The sequence below is a fragment of the Aliivibrio sp. 1S175 genome (genome assembly GCF_001690985.1).
Taxonomy (GTDB): domain Bacteria; phylum Pseudomonadota; class Gammaproteobacteria; order Enterobacterales; family Vibrionaceae; genus Aliivibrio.
In genome coordinates, this window is the sequence record NZ_MAJS01000090.1 from 57,978 (window position 1) to 73,604 (window position 15,627).

General features: G+C 37.4%; 14 protein-coding genes. 7 read left to right on the forward strand and 7 right to left on the reverse strand.

Going from position 1 to position 15,627, the window contains the following annotated elements; all coding sequences use genetic code 11:
• Positions 1 to 49 precede the first annotated feature (49 nt).
• The 5 genes from A6E06_RS18720 to A6E06_RS18740 all read right to left on the reverse strand — a co-directional run bounded on the left by A6E06_RS18720 (position 50) and on the right by A6E06_RS18740 (position 5,408).
• Complete coding sequence (locus tag A6E06_RS18720) at positions 50 to 949, reverse strand: hypothetical protein (protein WP_065592798.1); 900 nt, start codon at positions 947 to 949, stop codon at positions 50 to 52.
• Entirely contained in the window at positions 942 to 3,356 is a 2,415-nt protein-coding gene (locus tag A6E06_RS18725; RefSeq protein WP_065592797.1) for a fimbria/pilus outer membrane usher protein, read from the reverse strand. The genes A6E06_RS18720 and A6E06_RS18725 overlap by 8 nt, the downstream gene beginning before the upstream one ends.
• A gap of 31 nt (positions 3,357 to 3,387) precedes the next feature.
• Positions 3,388 to 4,047 (reverse strand): fimbria/pilus periplasmic chaperone, encoded by a 660-nt coding sequence (locus A6E06_RS18730; protein ID WP_065592796.1) that lies wholly within the window; start codon positions 4,045 to 4,047, stop codon positions 3,388 to 3,390.
• A 50-nt stretch (positions 4,048 to 4,097) separates the two neighbouring features.
• On the reverse strand, positions 4,098 to 4,604 hold the full coding sequence (locus tag A6E06_RS18735; RefSeq protein WP_065592795.1) for a hypothetical protein: 507 nt from the start codon (positions 4,602 to 4,604) through the stop codon (positions 4,098 to 4,100).
• 144 nt (positions 4,605 to 4,748) lie between these two features.
• Complete coding sequence (locus A6E06_RS18740) at positions 4,749 to 5,408, reverse strand: response regulator transcription factor (RefSeq protein WP_065592794.1); 660 nt, start codon at positions 5,406 to 5,408, stop codon at positions 4,749 to 4,751.
• Between the two features lie 526 nt (positions 5,409 to 5,934).
• On the opposite strand from A6E06_RS18740, the gene A6E06_RS18745 reads away from it, so the two are divergent.
• The 5 genes from A6E06_RS18745 (at position 5,935) to A6E06_RS18765 (ending at position 9,638) form a co-directional block, all read left to right on the forward strand.
• A complete protein-coding gene (locus A6E06_RS18745; RefSeq protein WP_065592793.1) occupies positions 5,935 to 6,408 on the forward strand; it encodes a hypothetical protein in 474 nt (157 codons plus the stop codon).
• A 284-nt stretch (positions 6,409 to 6,692) separates the two neighbouring features.
• The gene (locus A6E06_RS18750; protein ID WP_012552104.1) at positions 6,693 to 6,962 is read left to right on the forward strand and encodes a PTS sugar transporter subunit IIB; all 270 of its coding nucleotides are present in this window, start codon (positions 6,693 to 6,695) and stop codon (positions 6,960 to 6,962) included.
• A 12-nt stretch (positions 6,963 to 6,974) separates the two neighbouring features.
• Positions 6,975 to 8,231 (forward strand): PTS ascorbate transporter subunit IIC, encoded by a 1,257-nt coding sequence (locus A6E06_RS18755; protein WP_065592792.1) that lies wholly within the window; start codon positions 6,975 to 6,977, stop codon positions 8,229 to 8,231.
• A complete protein-coding gene (locus A6E06_RS18760) occupies positions 8,228 to 8,677 on the forward strand; it encodes a PTS sugar transporter subunit IIA (protein WP_065592791.1) in 450 nt (149 codons plus the stop codon). The genes A6E06_RS18755 and A6E06_RS18760 overlap by 4 nt, the downstream gene beginning before the upstream one ends.
• 169 nt (positions 8,678 to 8,846) lie before the next feature.
• Positions 8,847 to 9,638 carry an ABC transporter permease gene (locus tag A6E06_RS18765; RefSeq protein ID WP_065592790.1) on the forward strand — a complete coding sequence of 264 codons (792 nt, stop codon included), beginning with the start codon at positions 8,847 to 8,849 and terminating at the stop codon, positions 9,636 to 9,638.
• Between the two features lie 29 nt (positions 9,639 to 9,667).
• Here the strand turns inward: A6E06_RS18765 and A6E06_RS18770 are convergent, their stop codons facing one another.
• On the reverse strand, positions 9,668 to 9,877 hold the full coding sequence (locus A6E06_RS18770; protein WP_255312108.1) for a hypothetical protein: 210 nt from the start codon (positions 9,875 to 9,877) through the stop codon (positions 9,668 to 9,670).
• A 246-nt stretch (positions 9,878 to 10,123) separates the two neighbouring features.
• Here A6E06_RS18770 and A6E06_RS18775 point away from each other — a divergent pair, with 246 nt between their 5' ends.
• The gene (locus tag A6E06_RS18775; RefSeq protein WP_065592788.1) at positions 10,124 to 11,176 is read left to right on the forward strand and encodes an aldo/keto reductase; all 1,053 of its coding nucleotides are present in this window, start codon (positions 10,124 to 10,126) and stop codon (positions 11,174 to 11,176) included.
• Between the two features lie 82 nt (positions 11,177 to 11,258).
• Here the strand turns inward: A6E06_RS18775 and A6E06_RS18780 are convergent, their stop codons facing one another.
• Positions 11,259 to 14,315 carry a DUF748 domain-containing protein gene (locus tag A6E06_RS18780; RefSeq protein ID WP_065592787.1) on the reverse strand — a complete coding sequence of 1,019 codons (3,057 nt, stop codon included), beginning with the start codon at positions 14,313 to 14,315 and terminating at the stop codon, positions 11,259 to 11,261.
• A 358-nt stretch (positions 14,316 to 14,673) separates the two neighbouring features.
• Here A6E06_RS18780 and A6E06_RS18785 point away from each other — a divergent pair, with 358 nt between their 5' ends.
• Entirely contained in the window at positions 14,674 to 15,582 is a 909-nt protein-coding gene (locus tag A6E06_RS18785) for a M15 family metallopeptidase (protein WP_065592786.1), read from the forward strand.
• Positions 15,583 to 15,627 lie beyond the last annotated feature (45 nt).

The following is a 15,627-nucleotide window of genomic DNA, read 5'->3' on the forward strand; positions in this document are numbered from 1 at the left end:
TGCATACAATAAAGCCGCTGATTCTACAGCGGCTTTTTTATATCACACTTTATTGGGCAAATAGGCTCATTGTCATCACATCTTGATAAATACCAGCCGTTGCATAAGGTGAAGCTTCATTCTCAACACCTATTTTTAAAGGTACTCCTTTCAAATTAGAGGTATTGTAAAGGTTATATTCAATTGGTGATGCTAATGTATTTCGTCGCCCACCAATGATAATAAAATAAGGGATTGTTCGATGAGGCGCATCCATATTAACCAGTTGTCCTTTATTTTCCGACGTTAACCATACCTTCACGCTCGTATTACTTTGCACAATAAAATCTAAAGTATGATGATTTTTTTTCGTTAAATTCCCTATATCTAAACGTATACTACTTCCCGTATAGCTCAACCCATTTTGACCTTGCCCATTAAGTCTCGCTTTCACATAAGGCTTGGCCGTGTATTGGAATGATGCATAACGCTCAGAGTTATGTTCTGTATTCGGGTTAATGGCAAATCGTAACTCACTGTTATACATTCCAGGAGAAAGGTGCTTTCCTTTAGAAATATATAGCCAAAAATTAATACGGCGTTTACCCAGAGTTTGTAATACATAAGATCCTTTGCCATTTTGAATTAAAGGAACTCTTTTTTCATCAGACAATGAAGACGCCACATCTCCTTGTGGTCCTCTAACAATACGATCTACTCCTCGCCCCATAGATTCAATTTCAACCGTTTTCACACACATTGCTAATGATTTACTCAATTCAATAGACGCAGGAAACCAAAAGTCGCCCCTATCTCTTAGCGATGTATCAACTGGATTATTAGAAACGGACACCGACCATTCTCCTCCACATGTCACAATATTATTAGCAAGTACTGGAGAACAAAAAATGATAATTAACCCACCTAATATATACTGAATCCACTGGCACTTATGTTCTTTACTATTCATTACATACTCCTTTACAGGTGATATGAAAGGTTCCGACATCGATCAAGTTATTCTGTCCTTTAGAAACTTGAACAGTAATCGGAGATAACGTCTTAATTCCATCAATCTTAATAACGTATTTTCCAGGAATTAAACCTTGAACAAAAAATCGACCTTTTTTATTGGTAAATATAGGAAGACTTTGCCCCTCCCCATCTATCTTTCCTTGATAATAAATAAGTGGTTCTCCATCGATAAATTCCAAGATCCCCTTTATGGTATAAGATGCATCTGACCCTATTTCCATAAAGTGCCCAGTAGCGACCCCTGGCATGAAAGTGATCTGCCCCTCTCCCCAGTCATAACCTAAAGGGGCATCTTTCATATTATAATCAATGCGATTATTAGCATAAGGTTGAGTTAATGGGTATAAACCATCAATTAACGATGTCGCTTGAGCCGTTGCCGTTCCATCTTGGTCCACATCTAAATCTGCTGTATTATTCGCCAATGAAGGATGCAAACCAGCCACAACAAATGGGCCAGATGACGCTCTTCCCCAACCAATATCACCATCAACAATACCTATTGCAGTATTGGCTCTAAAGGATGCTTGATAAGTGTCATCATCTGTTGATTTTGAATTATTCCTTGTAATTTCAACTTCAGATCGATAACGATTATTGGTATAGCTTGCTAATATATTTTGCTTCTCTTGATATGGGTCAGTTTCTATTTCTGCTCTTATACCCATATCCCCGACTTTTTCAGACCCTTCATTGCTTAAATAAAAACGAGATCTCTCATCTTTAGCATTATAAGAAAGTCCAATTCTGTAATCATCGCTTGATGAATACCAACTCCAATCTACTGTAAATAACAGTCGAGAGTCAGCCTCTGAATATTGTTCAGACTCTTCATATTCAACCCCTACCCCGATAGATAAATTATTTTTACGCCAATTAACCAAAGAAGAAGCGGTAAATTCATTTTTTAATTCTGGAAAAGTCGTTAACCTTCCTGACAGTGTAAAATCAAATTGTGGGTTTATTTGCCAATAGTAATTCCCTAAATACCGAGCAAACTGATTCATGTAATCATTCTTAGCCCAAGGTTGACTTGTGAAATCATCTGAATATTCTATTGCTAAACGTAAGTTAGGCGACTGAGTTTCACCTCGACCTATTACACTATGTTCATAGTCAATTGATACTATATTCCCTGTTTCTTGCTCCTTAATGTGGCTCATAGAGAAACGTCCTGTAATATTTCCCCAATCACTACTTAGTGTCACTACGCTACCAATAACAACCCCATCATCGGAGCTTAACCCGTTCGCACCAATAGTTAGCCAATCTAAGAAACCGTATTCAACAAATCCCGTAGTTACCCACATATCATTGTATTCAATACCACTTTCACCATAATTGAATGGCTGCCCCGTTGAGAATGAATAATCAAACAACCCTTTTTCTAGTAAGCGACTATTATAAAATTGAGTGAATACCAATGTTTCTTGCTTACCAGAAAGGTAGGTAACATAAACAGTGATGTCATTTGCACCATTGCCTAACATTAACTTTTGTAAATTATATCTCCCAGGTTCAAGTCTACCTCCAGAGATCCTTTCTCCATTAACATAAACATCAACATCGGCTGACTCTAAAAGAAATAATTGCTGACTACTCTCGGGGCTAATATCTCTATTAGGTTGAAGATCCGCATAACGACTTTCTATCGTAAGACCTCCAATGGCTATACTGCTTATATGTCCCGATTCTCCAGTCGATACATCACCAACAGAAATTCGCATTGGGGCATTAGGATTATCATAAAACGCTTTCCATTCACCTCTATGAAAATCAGTTCCAACGTCATCATTATCGATATAATTTGCCATTTGAACATTAAGTCCATTAGAACCACCGATGTTCAATTGAGATAACCAATCTATAGACGTAGCGGATTCTTGAAGTGAATCACTCCATATCGAGTCATAACGAGCATTAAAACTATTTAGCCAAGCAAAACGTCCACTTTCTGATGGTATGAATAAGGGATATTGGTTCGCTAAACTAATATTCTGTTCAGCTAAGGTTTCTGGAGAAATAAACAAAGCGACCACTAATGTATCTTGATTTAATTTAGCAGACACACCTAACTTAAAAAGTAATTCAGTACTAACAAAACCGTTTTTATCTGTATTTTTAGCTTCTAATTCTGCCCACCAACTCTCACTTAACCGCCCAGAAAGTAGTTTTTTTAAGTCTGGTATTGATAGCGCGGTTAGCGTCATGCCATCAACTCGCACTGGCAATTGCCCTAATTCAGAATCACCATAAACAATAGGAAGGGTGACATTAAATGCCGCTGTAGTTGGTAATGATAAACACAGTAAAGAACAAAATAGCAGCATCAAATGACGCATGGGCACCTACTCCACCATCCGTGGTGATAATTTACTGCTCTACTAATTCAGTAACAGGGATACTGACATTTTGGCCGGGAACCAAATAATGAAGAGGGATAAAAGGTTCAATTTGTTCCCATTTCCAAGTGTATGAATTTTCTTTCCACTCGTTTTTAAATGAATGTTTACTGATCTCAATGACACTACTACCTAAATTATCAATCTTAAGTACTGGTTCTGCTTTTTCATTTAATAATATGTGACTCACTATCTTCTCTTCAGCATTCTGAGGGGACACAAAAATTAACCCTCCTATCCTAAATAACATTTGAATGCTGTCATCGCCCATATCATCTTTTAAGGGTAACTGGCTTACGATTAAGCGATACGATTCGGCATGTTTTTTAGGAGAACCAACAAACTGAACTCTGACCGTTTGAGATGATCCCGGAGCGATCATGGCTTGAGGTGGAAAAACGAAAATATCATCAGTATTGATAAGCTCTTCGGGCTGGTCTCCACTAATCAATCTTTGATTAACCACAATTTCGATAGGAAGTTGTTGTAATGACGTATTCGTGATTTTGAAAAAACCAGACGTATTTTTTCCAGAATCACTAAAAAAATTAACCATTGGAAAAAGTTCAAACGAAGATGCTTGAAAAGAATATAAGGCTATAAATAACAGGGCATAACATTGTTTTTTCATAACAGGTCTCATTGGGGAGTCGTTTCTCTCCCCAAACTGCGAAGAGTAAATTACATATGGAATAAACTTACGTACATTGCACCATTATATTCACCGTGGCGCGCACCTTTTTGCGGTGATGATTTAATCGTTAATTCGTGTCGATCAGACATTGATTTATCTATGTCATTACTAATATCGATAACTTGATCAATACGTATAGATACTGTGTCAGCCGTATTTATTTTTTCATCGCCATTAAACTTATATGTCATTGGAATTACATCACCGTTACCATTCTTAAATTGGAAACCATCAATGACTAACTTCCCTTTACTGCCATACGAGTTACACCATGCTTTAAATGCAAATTTCTTAGTGTCTGATTTTTTTTCCAGATCAAAAGTTAATGTTTCTAAATTTTGATTCGCACGCATTTCACAGCGTTTTGGAACTTCACCATTAAATTTCACATAAAAATCTGCGCGACCTTCATCGCTACCGACAACCCACGTACTTGCACTTGCTCCTGTTGAGCATAACAATGCTAACGCAACGCCACCAATTAAACGGTTCATATTCTTCCTTCCCTAGTTGACTTATTTTGTACAATCCAAGATGATTGCATGCAACAAATATAAGGGGCAAAGGTAAAATAAAACATAGGCCAAATGGCCAGTTTGGTGCTTAAAACCGTTTATTTATGGCCTATATTGAGAAATTTAAGACACACTATATTCTGAAACATTATCTACTAATAATGAACTGAGTTGACTACGGCTGTGCTTACCTGTTTTTAATAAAATATTGGAGACATGACATTTTATTGTGCTTGGACTTACACACATCTTTAGTGCTATTTCTTTATTAGTAAACCCCTGTAATAACGATAAAAAAATCTGTTGCTCTCTTTGGGTCAGTTTATATTTCACCGCTAAGATATTTACTGAACTTCCAGAATGCTTACCCACTCGAATAATCTGCCTAAGAGATAAAGAAAGCGCCTCTCGGCTAAACCATAATTCACCATCAATAATAGTTCGTATTGCTTTAGGTAACATTTCAATTGTTGATTCAGACACAATTAAACCTGAAAAGCCTAAAGCGATTAAACCAGGACACGCTTCAATATCATCTCGCTCTCCATTCACGATTAGCCATTCTCCCCCCCTAGCCCCTGGAGATACTAATTTTAAACAAGGGTTTCCAAGGGTTTCTTTATCATAAATAACAATCGCTATATTAGATAAGTCCCATAATTCATCTATTGTCTTTACATGATAAAAAGCTGAATCATTAAAAATTCTAGAGAGCCAGCCTTTCATTGCATCAGCCCATCCAACATTCTCTGAAACAATATATATTTCATTGGTTTTAGTCATGGCCGCCTATGTATATAATTAAATTATCATTGCTGCGTACTAATAAAAATTCAGCCATATTTTCGACTTTTAAAATCACTACTAGTCCGTTGAAAACAACCTAATGCCAAATATAGAAAACTAATCATTACAAAGATATATTTTGCGAATTTTAACCATTAAAAAATTGAAGTCAGCCGCAGACATTGATTATATAAAAACACTATATATCAATGATATAATTAACATTAAGAAAATAAGAAGTCTCTAGTAATAATCAAAAAACACACTTAGAGAAGTATGATTTACGCTTTAAACCTTTCTCTTTATTTCAGCTAAAATCCTCCTTAATATTTCATACTAATGTTGTTATAAACTCAATAAAAAGTAGATTTTTTTACTCATTATCAGTTAGCATCTTCTTACTTAATACCCTATTTTTAAGTATGAAAGCGTTACCGCTCTCCATCATGCAGTAGAAAAACACAATAAAAATATTAAAAAATTACTGTGTTTAAATTTTTAGAGAGGACACGTAGTGAAGAAAATGGAAGCTCCACTTGATATGGTTAACGGAGCTAAATTCAAAACAAACAAGCATGGCTATGTAACCGTTGTAGATTATTATAATTGCCACACTGTTATTATCGCTTTTGATAACACTGGTAATGTAAGAGCCATCAGCGCTGCGAAGCTACGAAATGGTTTAGTGACTGATCGTGATGTGCCACCAGAGTCCATTATGGTAGGTGAACAATTTGAATCAGCAAAACATGGGTTATTAACGATTACTCAGGTTGAGTCTGAAAATATGGTTGTACTTACAACGGTTGATGGCGAAGAAATTCGAATGTTATGGCCTACCGTTCAAAAAATGAAAGATAAACTAGAACAACTTGATGCAGCAAGAAATACAAAAAAATCACCAACATCATTAAGTGATCTCACTAAGAGAAATAAAAAAACAAAAGAAATTAATAATATGTTTAATAAAATACTTAAAGACTATGGAAAATATTAAGCCTTCCATATAAATATCAATGGAGATGATGTTATATCGTTTCCATTATTAATCCTTGCCTAGATCACATTTCCTATAATACCGATTACCACTAAACTTATTTAGTCTAAATTATTAACTTCTTTTCTATCAATAAAGCCTCAAGTAATAGATCTCCATCACAATCTCATTCTGCGTATGTGACCAAGATCTTATTTAGATCGGTTTTATTCAATTATGATTCTCACACAAACTTCAAGCGATGCAATTTTGCATTTTGATTTATCCAACTGAGAATTAATATTATGAAAAAGATTTTAGTGGTATGTGGCAACGGTTTAGGTACTTCATTAATGATGGAAATGGCAGTAAAAGAAGTCGCAAAAAAAATCGGTTTTGAAGCCGAAATTGATCATGAAGACTTATCATCAGCAGCGTCAAGCAATGCAGACATCTGGGTTGCAGCAACTGACATCGCCGTTCAATTAGAAGACGCTGGAAAGCAAAATATTATTCGTTTAAAAAATATTTTTGATAAAGCGTCAATCGAAGAACAATTGAAAGCATTCATGTAAGGTTTTAATACTATGGCAAACTTTTTTGAATTCATGCTCGGCTTATTAAAAGAGCCAGCAATCATGGTAGGTCTTATTGCGTTTATTGGCCTAGTTGCACAAAAATCTGATCTTTCTACTATTTTAAAAGGCACCATTAAAACCGTAATGGGATTCTTAATCCTTGGCTTTGGTGCTGGCGCTCTTATTGGCGCATTGAATAACTTTTCAACCGTATTTACTGAAGCCTTTGGTGTAAGTGGTGTTATTCCAAATAACGAAGCGATTGTGGCATTAGCACAAGAAGCGTTTGGTTATGAAATGGCATTAATCATGTTCTTCTCTTTTATCGTTAATATTGTATTGGCTCGTATCACTCCTTTGAAATATATATTTCTGACGGGTCACCACACAATGTTCATGTCTATGCTTGTTGCGGTAATTTTATCAACAGCAGGGATTCAAGGAACGTTGTTAGTGGCGATTGGTTCATTAATTGTTGGTTCATTGATGGTTATCATGCCGGCGTTAGGCCAAAAGTACACAGAGAAAGTAATGGGCACTGACCAACTTGCTATAGGTCACTTCTCTACTTTGTCTTACATTGTTTCCGCTTACATTGGCAGTAAATTTGGTGATACATCAAAATCGACAGAAGACATTAACGTACCAAAAAGCTTAATGTTTTTACGCGATACACCAGTAGCCGTCGCAACAACCATGTTTGTGTTCTTTATGTTCGCATCAATTATTGCTGGTGGTGAATTTGTTGAAACCGTTTCTGATGGCCAAAACTGGGTTGTATTTACCTTTATGCAGTCACTTACCTTTGCTGGTGGTGTGTACATTGTTCTGCAAGGTGTGAAAATGCTAATCGCTGAAATCGTTCCTGCTTTTAAAGGCATTTCAGACACATTAGTTCCTGGTGCTAAACCTGCACTGGATTGCCCAATGGTATTCCCTGTTGCTCCAAATGCAGTATTGATTGGTTTCTTATCTTCATTCTCTGCAGGCCTATTAATGATGGGTGTGCAAGGCATGATGGGCTGGACTATTATTGTTGCTGGCGTTGTTCCTCACTTCTTCGTGGGTGGTGCATCGGGTGTTTATGGTAATGCAACGGGTGGTTTACGTGGCGCGGTATTAGGTGCGTTTACCCAAGGTATCTGTATTTCTATCTTACCAATGTTACTTCTTCCTGTTCTTGGTGGTTTAGGATTAGAAGCGACAACGTTCTCTGATTTTGACTTTGGTGTTGTTGGCCTACTTCTAGGATGGATTGTGTCATGAGTTTATTTGACTTAATTGGTAACGACGGCATTGTTATTACCTCAGATAAAAACCTAACGGTTGATACTGCACTTGATTTAACGTGTTCTGCGCTATTAGCAAAAGGAAAAATCAAACAAAGTTATTTAGAGGCAATTAAACAAAAACATAAAGAAATTGGTGCGTATTATGTTCTTGCTCCTAAAATTGCCATGCCACATGCTCGTCCTGAAGACGGCGTAAATGAAGCGGCACTGCAAGTCACTGTGTTTAAAAATGGCGTGAATTTAGAATCTGAAGATAACGGTGATGTGTTCATTTCTATCACGTTAGCGGCAATGGATTCAGACAGTCATATTCATACGATTATGGCGTTATCTGAACTGTTCCAAAATGACGACGATATTGAAAAAATCATTAATTCTGATTCAATCGAAGAAATTGCTGAGATCATGAAGCAATACTAATGCTCTAGCTACGTTCAAAGCCGTTGACCGATTTATCGCTCAGCGGCTTTTTTATTTCCCCTTCTATTTCATTTTTTGCACTAAAAGCCACAAAACCAATTATTATGTTTAGAAACTTACGCATTCTTGAGATAATAATTAAACCCTCAATTTTACGAGTACAACACCAATGCAATCAGCCTTAGACATTAGTTGGTCACTCATGGGTTTATTCAGCCTGACTCTCCTTATCCCATTCTCTATCAATCGTTTCTATCAATTAAATCTCGCTAAAGATATCACTGTCAGTGTGCTTCGAATGGTGGCTCAGCTTGTATTCATTGGTTTATATTTAGAATTTGTGTTTCAACTGGATAATCCCCTATTAAATGTGGTTTGGATCATCGCGATGATCTGCATTGGCTCTAGCTCTATTGTGTCTAAAGCCAAGCTTCCAAAACGTCATATTTTCTTCCCTGTACTTATAGGGCTTCTTATCGGTTTATCGCCTTTGCTCCTGCTATTGAGCGGGGTAATTATTCAACCTACTCCATTTTACAGTGCTCAATATCTGATCCCTCTTGCTGGCATGCTATTGGGCAACAGTTTGAGTGGCAATATCGTAGCACTGCAAAATCTCTTCACTTCGTTTAAAGAGCGAGAAAGTGAATATCACGCAGCGATTGCGCTAGGGGCATCTCCTCAATATGCTTCAATTCCGTTTGTTCGTGCTGCGATGCAAAAAGCGTTTGCTCCTATCATGGCATCAATGGCTACCACAGGATTAGTTACGCTACCGGGCATGATGACAGGCCAAATTTTAGGCGGTGTAAACCCAATGGTTGCCATCAAATATCAATTACTGATTTTAATCGCCATTTTTGTCATGCTGACTATTTCTGTCACCATCACTCTGCAACTCACCATTAAAAATAGCATTACAAAAGAAGGGAAAGTGTTGGTATCACTACCGACTGATTAATCCTTTTCTCTTATTATTGGGTTCTACGCTCATTTACGTTGAACCCTCTCTATTAGTTGGTATAACGCAAACAAAATAAACAACGTAACGGTAAGCTCCCAACCACGCAAAAACGTTCTTTCTAATCTATCGTTTATGCTGGTGATATAGAGTTGGATAGACAGCATCGTTGCGAGTAATGCGTCGCCATGAATGTCACGTTTGATGCCCACTTCATTGACCATTGCTTTGGCAATCACATAAATAACCATCGCTAAAGAAAGACCATAAAAGCCAATAACTGTTGTTCTATTTTATGCGTTGATACTATCAATTATGGAACAATAACAAGAACCGCAACCAACACTTCCATTTATGGGATTGAAGCAACGAATATCAACTAAAATTCATGATTATGAGATTTATTGAACACTCAAAAACAAAAAACACAAAAGATGGTTTAAGTACGATAAGATAATAATAAAATAGATTAAGGAACCCGCTCAATGGAATATTCAACACTTGGTAGCAGTAATCTCTCTGTTTCTCGTATCTGCCTAGGTAGCATGACTTGGGGTCAACAAAACTCTCAAGAAGATGCCAACCAACAAATTGACTACGCGCTTAGTCAAGGCATTAATTTTATCGATACAGCAGAGATGTATGCGGTTCCTCCTTCTCCTGATACCTATGGAAAAACAGAAACCATTATTGGTAACTGGCTTGCCGCAAATCCTGAACGCCGTAAAGAGATTGTGCTAGCAACAAAAATTGCAGGCCCTGGTTTACCTTGGGTTCGCAATGCAGGGCCTATCACAGGTGAAGCCATTATTGCCGCGGTAGATGCCTCATTAAAACGTCTGCAAACCGATTATATCGACCTGTACCAATTGCATTGGCCTAACCGTACATCACCACATTTTGGTAAGCAATTTCCGAATCAATTCAAATTCAGTGATTTTGATGCGAAGAAAGAAGAAGCCGATATGCTTGAGATCTTACAAGCATTAAACGAATGCATTAAAGCCGGTAAAATTCATCACATTGGATTGTCTGACGACACGCCTTGGGGCATCAACACTTACCTTAAACTGAGTGCTAAATACGATTTACCAAGAATGGTATCAATTCAAAATGAATTCAGTTTACTACACGCTAAAGATTGGCCTTATTTAATTGAAAATTGCCTTCACGAAGACGTGGCCTATTTACCGTGGTCGCCGTTAGCAGGCGGTATGTTAAGTGGCAAATACTTAGATGGAAAAATGCCAGAAGGCAGCCGTTGGACCTATTCACAACGTAATGGGATCTTCCGTGATACTCCCGCAGCAAACGAAGCAGTTAAGGCATACATGGAGGTGGCAAAAAAACACGGTTATACACCTTGTCAGCTTGCATTAGCATGGTGTGACCAAATTGATGGCGTGACTTCTACCATTATTGGTGCCACTTCTCTAGAGCAGTTAAAAGAGGACATTGACGCCTTTTCTAAACCATTAAATGATGAAGTATTAGCTGATGTTAATACGGTCTTTAGAAAATACCCAATGCCGTTTTAATGATAAACACTAGATAAAAAAATAGCGCATCCCTTTAATGGTGCGCTATTTTTTCGTCATTTTTACAGCTATCTAATCGATATTATTTAGCTTCTAACGATAGTAATACACTGCTCGTGTCTTGTTCTATATCGAATCGGCTATCGAGTAAAAACACACGAGATGCATCGACTTTAACGATATCTACCAAATAGGCTTTTACTGCTTGAGCGCGTTGTTGAGCCAGTTGTCCTAGCTCACCGTTATCTACTTCTTGCTTATTTAACGCTAAGTTATACAACGCGATATGCCAACGCTTCGCTAACTCTTCATCTGTTAACTCTACGCCTTTTTTATCTTGATCGTCTTCAATCTTGTCTTCTACTGAGCTTGCACTTTCCCCAAACTCTTGTTTGTATAAGCGTTGTAAGGCATCTGAAAGCTCGCCTGAAACAGGCATCGTCGTTGCACTTAAATTCGCTGGTAATTCTGTAATATTAATTTCTGCAGTATCCGCCAACAATTGATTAAACTGCGTTAGCGCTAACGCTTTACTGTCTTCTGGTGCATTCACCGCACCATCAACCGTCAATTTTAATTTTGGTCGAGTTTCTAATGCTTTACCTAACGTTTGTAGCTTCTCTTGCTCTTCCGCGGTTAACGTATTCGCACCAAAATCAAACGCAATCACATTCAATTCTTCATCTGAATCGGCAAGACCAGCAATGAAAGAAAATGGTGCAGTAACGGCTTTAGTTATGATATTAGAAATCGTACTCCAAATAGCAGCACCAAGGCTGAATTCAGGGTCGTTCACATCACCAGAAACTTCAACCCCTAAGTCAATCACCCCATTATTATCTTGCAATAAAGCGATTGCTAACTCTAACGGCAGTGAAGTCGCTATATCACTATCACTGGCTTTACCCAATTGTAGTTGGTCGATAATGACGTGATTCTCACCCTTTAATTGGTTGTTTTCTAATTTATAGTTAAGCGCTAACGTTAATTGACCTTTATCTATGTAATGCCCTGCATACGTACCAGAATATGGGTTTACCGTCGTTAATTCGACACTTTTAAAAATAACATCTAAATCCAAATAAGGCTCTTTAAGTAATGGATTGATCTCACCTTTAACCTTTACTGGTGCATATTTTTCAATATTACCGCTGATATCTACCGTTGCCTTAGTACCAGGAATACTCGATACATGACCAATATTTCCTTTTAGCTGTTCGATACCCGAAGAAAAGTTAGGCGTTAAAGAGTTATCGGCAAAGAATGCCGAACCATTATTAAACGCTATTTTCCGAACGCTTAATGCAAATGGCTTCTCTTTCTTATTACTAACTGCTTTTGTTTTTTTCTTTTTGCTCTTCGGTTGAGCAACAATTAGTTCGCCAATATTAGTAGTACGATCTTCGTTTATCACCACTCGGGCATAAGGCTGGCTTAAACTTAATGTATCAATGCTTAGTTTTGATTTTTGTAAGTCTAAATTAAACTTATTCACCGCCAGTGAACGCCACTTAACAAAGGGTTTTCTTAATTTCTTATCACGGATAGAAAGGTGATTAACTTGAATGCCACCACTCACTTCTACTTTACCTTTAGCATTAGCGTCTAACTTCGCTTGTGTATTGATTTCACCATTGGTTAGTCTCGCATTTACCGCAGTTGCTAGATAAGGTTGGAATTGCGCTAACTTCAATGATTTCACATCAATATCAGCTAATACTGCTTGTTGTTTGGCATCGGCTTGGCCTTTAACACTGATATCACCTTTACCATTTATAGAAGTAAAGAAATCAAAATCTATCGGTTTAGATAAATCACTTACGATCTGACTTGTGGTTAAGTTAATTGGAGATATCTGCCATTGGTTGGCTTTTTTAGTCACGACTTTCTCTTCGACGTTTAACTGGTAGTCTTTAATTTCTACGCCATCCAGTGTCACTAACCATGAAGGAGCATCAACAGTTGATTTTGGTTCTTTTTCTACAGGTTCTGCTTTATTTTCTTTTGGTGCTTCAGTAATAAATTTAGGAGTGAATAACCTAACAAGATCGGCCCCTTTATCATCAACCTTTGCTGAAACATTTAAACCATGAGAAGTAACAGAATCAATGTTAACGGTTTGCTTCTCTACATTCGTCGCAATACCATTGACTGAAAAATCAGGCAAAGAGACAATCGATTTAGCCTCAGCATTAAAATTCAAATCATTAACAGAGAATATGCCCTTATCTGTAGTGATGCTCATCGAATCATCACGCTCGGTATCACCGATGGTTTGAGCCAAATGGTAGTTCGATGAAAAATTCACATTACCCGAGGTTAATTTGGCAATAATGTCTTTTTCAATAAAGCCCCATAAGCGTGGTAACTGAATATGCTGAACATCAATATTACCCACAACTTCTAATGGCTTTAATTGAACCTGACCGGTCAATTCAACCGTACCAGAATCTACATCGGTAATGTGTAAGCGGTAATCGTTCTTTTTCTCTACATCCGTCAATAAACTTTGAGTCGAAAATTCACCAAGCGTGATAGTAATATTTGGGTAAGCAAGTTGAGTACCTGTGACGCCATCTAATAAGCGAACCTCACCTTGAGTTAAGGCGGTGTGTTTGATTAGCACTGGGAATAACGGGGCCTTTCTATCAATAACCTCATCCGTTTTTGGGGTTGGTTCTACGTCTTCTGAAGTAACCGTATTACGTGCAACAGCATCAATAATATCACTGAAATTAAATAATAATTCATCCGTATTATTTACACGTTCAAGATTAATGTAAGGCTTATCAAGGGAAATATTCTCAACCGAAATAGCCGCGTTAAAAATGGATTGCCAGAAATTGATCTGAACGCTGGCATGTTCAAATTTAACGAAGGGTTTGGTGTCTTCCAAAATAGCAAATTGATGAAGATCTAATTGAAGCGTAAATGGATTGATAGTGATGTCGGTTAACGTAACAGGACGCTCAATCAATTTAGACACTTGCTCTGGGATCTGTTGTTTTGCAATGTAAGGGACCAGTAACCCTAACAAAGCGGCATAGAAAAGGTATGCGCTTACTGTATACGTAGTCCATCTTACCGCTCTTGGAAAAGAACGAAAACTAGCAACTGCTTTTTTAAATTTGTTCGACATTATGACTCTCTACTCCTACGTCTATATCGACAATACTTTAATACTCATTTGGATAAATCACCGTTCAGAAACTTATCCAAATAAATATATTCTTCCGAGCGCCATAGAAGCATTAAAATAATAATAATTTTTTCGCTATGGACACCGACTAAATAGTGTCAAAATTTTATCCCTACCGCATGGTGATGTCTACAACTCTCATCTCATCTCGTCACAAAATATCAATATATTTAACTTGGGATGAAGATCACAGCAATATTCAGATAAATAATACGTATTTTCTTCTTACTAGGATCATAAAGTAAAGCATGGCATAGTCATCCAAAAACAATCAATACTCAATTCGCTAGGATGATTCATGAATAAATATTATCTTGTCAGCTCTCTGATCCTTGGCTTTATCTCTACGCCTTCGTTAGCAAATGTAGCCAATTTAAGTGCGGCACAATGCAAAGAGATGACAACTAAAACCGTAATGGCGACTAAAGCACCAATCCAATGTAACCGCTTAAGAAATGTCTCATTCAAGCACTATGATTTTAAAGGTCAGACAAAAACAGGTTCCGTTGTAGTTCTAGATGCTGTAGCCCCTTCTGTTGACCGTATTTTTAGTGAGTTATACCGACAACATTTCCCTATTGCCCAAGCAAAACCCATCGAGTATTACGCTGGCAACGATATTAAATCAATGGATGCCAATAACACCTCAGCATTTAACTATCGCCCTATTACGGGCAAATCGTCTCTCTCATTACACGCCTATGGCGTTGCGATTGATATCAATCCATTGCAAAACCCTTTTGTCGAATTTACCTCTTGGGGAACCGCAACATTTAAACCGTTAAAAGGCCACGAATATTCAAACCGAATGTTACAACGTTTAGGTAAGGAAGATAGAAAAGGATTTGCTGAAGAGGTCATTACTCTTTTTGCTAAAAACGGATTCATTTACTGGGGTGGCTATTGGGACACGCCAATTGATTTTCAGCACTTTCAGACCAGCCGAGATATGGCGTATTTGATGACAGCAATGCCAGCCAAAGAGGCATCTGCATTTTTTACGAGCTACGTTAATTGGGTTCAATCTTGCCAGAACAACTATGGCTCAGAAAATATGAATAAATTCAAAGATTACAGTTCATACTTACAAACAGAGTTAAAGACAACGACTTCGTTAAATAGACTGTATAAAGCAAATCCTAGCGCGGTTATGCAAGCAATAAACAAGAAAGCACAAGTATCAGAATCTCGCTGCTTTAAATCCTGAAAAGCATAAACCCGTTGAACTCTCATTCAACGGGTTTATTTTTAC

Excerpts from the sequence above, each read along its gene's own strand:
- A6E06_RS18720 (WP_065592798.1), bottom strand. The coding sequence starts at position 949 with ATGAATAGTAAAGAACATAAGTGCCAGTGGATTCAGTATATATTAGGT.
- A6E06_RS18725 (WP_065592797.1), bottom strand. The coding sequence starts at position 3,356 with ATGCGTCATTTGATGCTGCTATTTTGTTCTTTACTGTGTTTATCATTA.
- A6E06_RS18730 (WP_065592796.1), bottom strand. The coding sequence starts at position 4,047 with ATGAAAAAACAATGTTATGCCCTGTTATTTATAGCCTTATATTCTTTT.
- A6E06_RS18735 (WP_065592795.1), bottom strand. The coding sequence starts at position 4,604 with ATGAACCGTTTAATTGGTGGCGTTGCGTTAGCATTGTTATGCTCAACA.
- A6E06_RS18740 (WP_065592794.1), bottom strand. The coding sequence starts at position 5,408 with ATGACTAAAACCAATGAAATATATATTGTTTCAGAGAATGTTGGATGG.
- A6E06_RS18745 (WP_065592793.1), top strand. The coding sequence starts at position 5,935 with ATGGAAGCTCCACTTGATATGGTTAACGGAGCTAAATTCAAAACAAAC.
- A6E06_RS18750 (WP_012552104.1), top strand. The coding sequence starts at position 6,693 with ATGAAAAAGATTTTAGTGGTATGTGGCAACGGTTTAGGTACTTCATTA.
- A6E06_RS18755 (WP_065592792.1), top strand. The coding sequence starts at position 6,975 with ATGGCAAACTTTTTTGAATTCATGCTCGGCTTATTAAAAGAGCCAGCA.
- A6E06_RS18760 (WP_065592791.1), top strand. The coding sequence starts at position 8,228 with ATGAGTTTATTTGACTTAATTGGTAACGACGGCATTGTTATTACCTCA.
- A6E06_RS18765 (WP_065592790.1), top strand. The coding sequence starts at position 8,847 with ATGCAATCAGCCTTAGACATTAGTTGGTCACTCATGGGTTTATTCAGC.
- A6E06_RS18775 (WP_065592788.1), top strand. The coding sequence starts at position 10,124 with ATGGAATATTCAACACTTGGTAGCAGTAATCTCTCTGTTTCTCGTATC.
- A6E06_RS18780 (WP_065592787.1), bottom strand. The coding sequence starts at position 14,315 with ATGTCGAACAAATTTAAAAAAGCAGTTGCTAGTTTTCGTTCTTTTCCA.
- A6E06_RS18785 (WP_065592786.1), top strand. The coding sequence starts at position 14,674 with ATGAATAAATATTATCTTGTCAGCTCTCTGATCCTTGGCTTTATCTCT.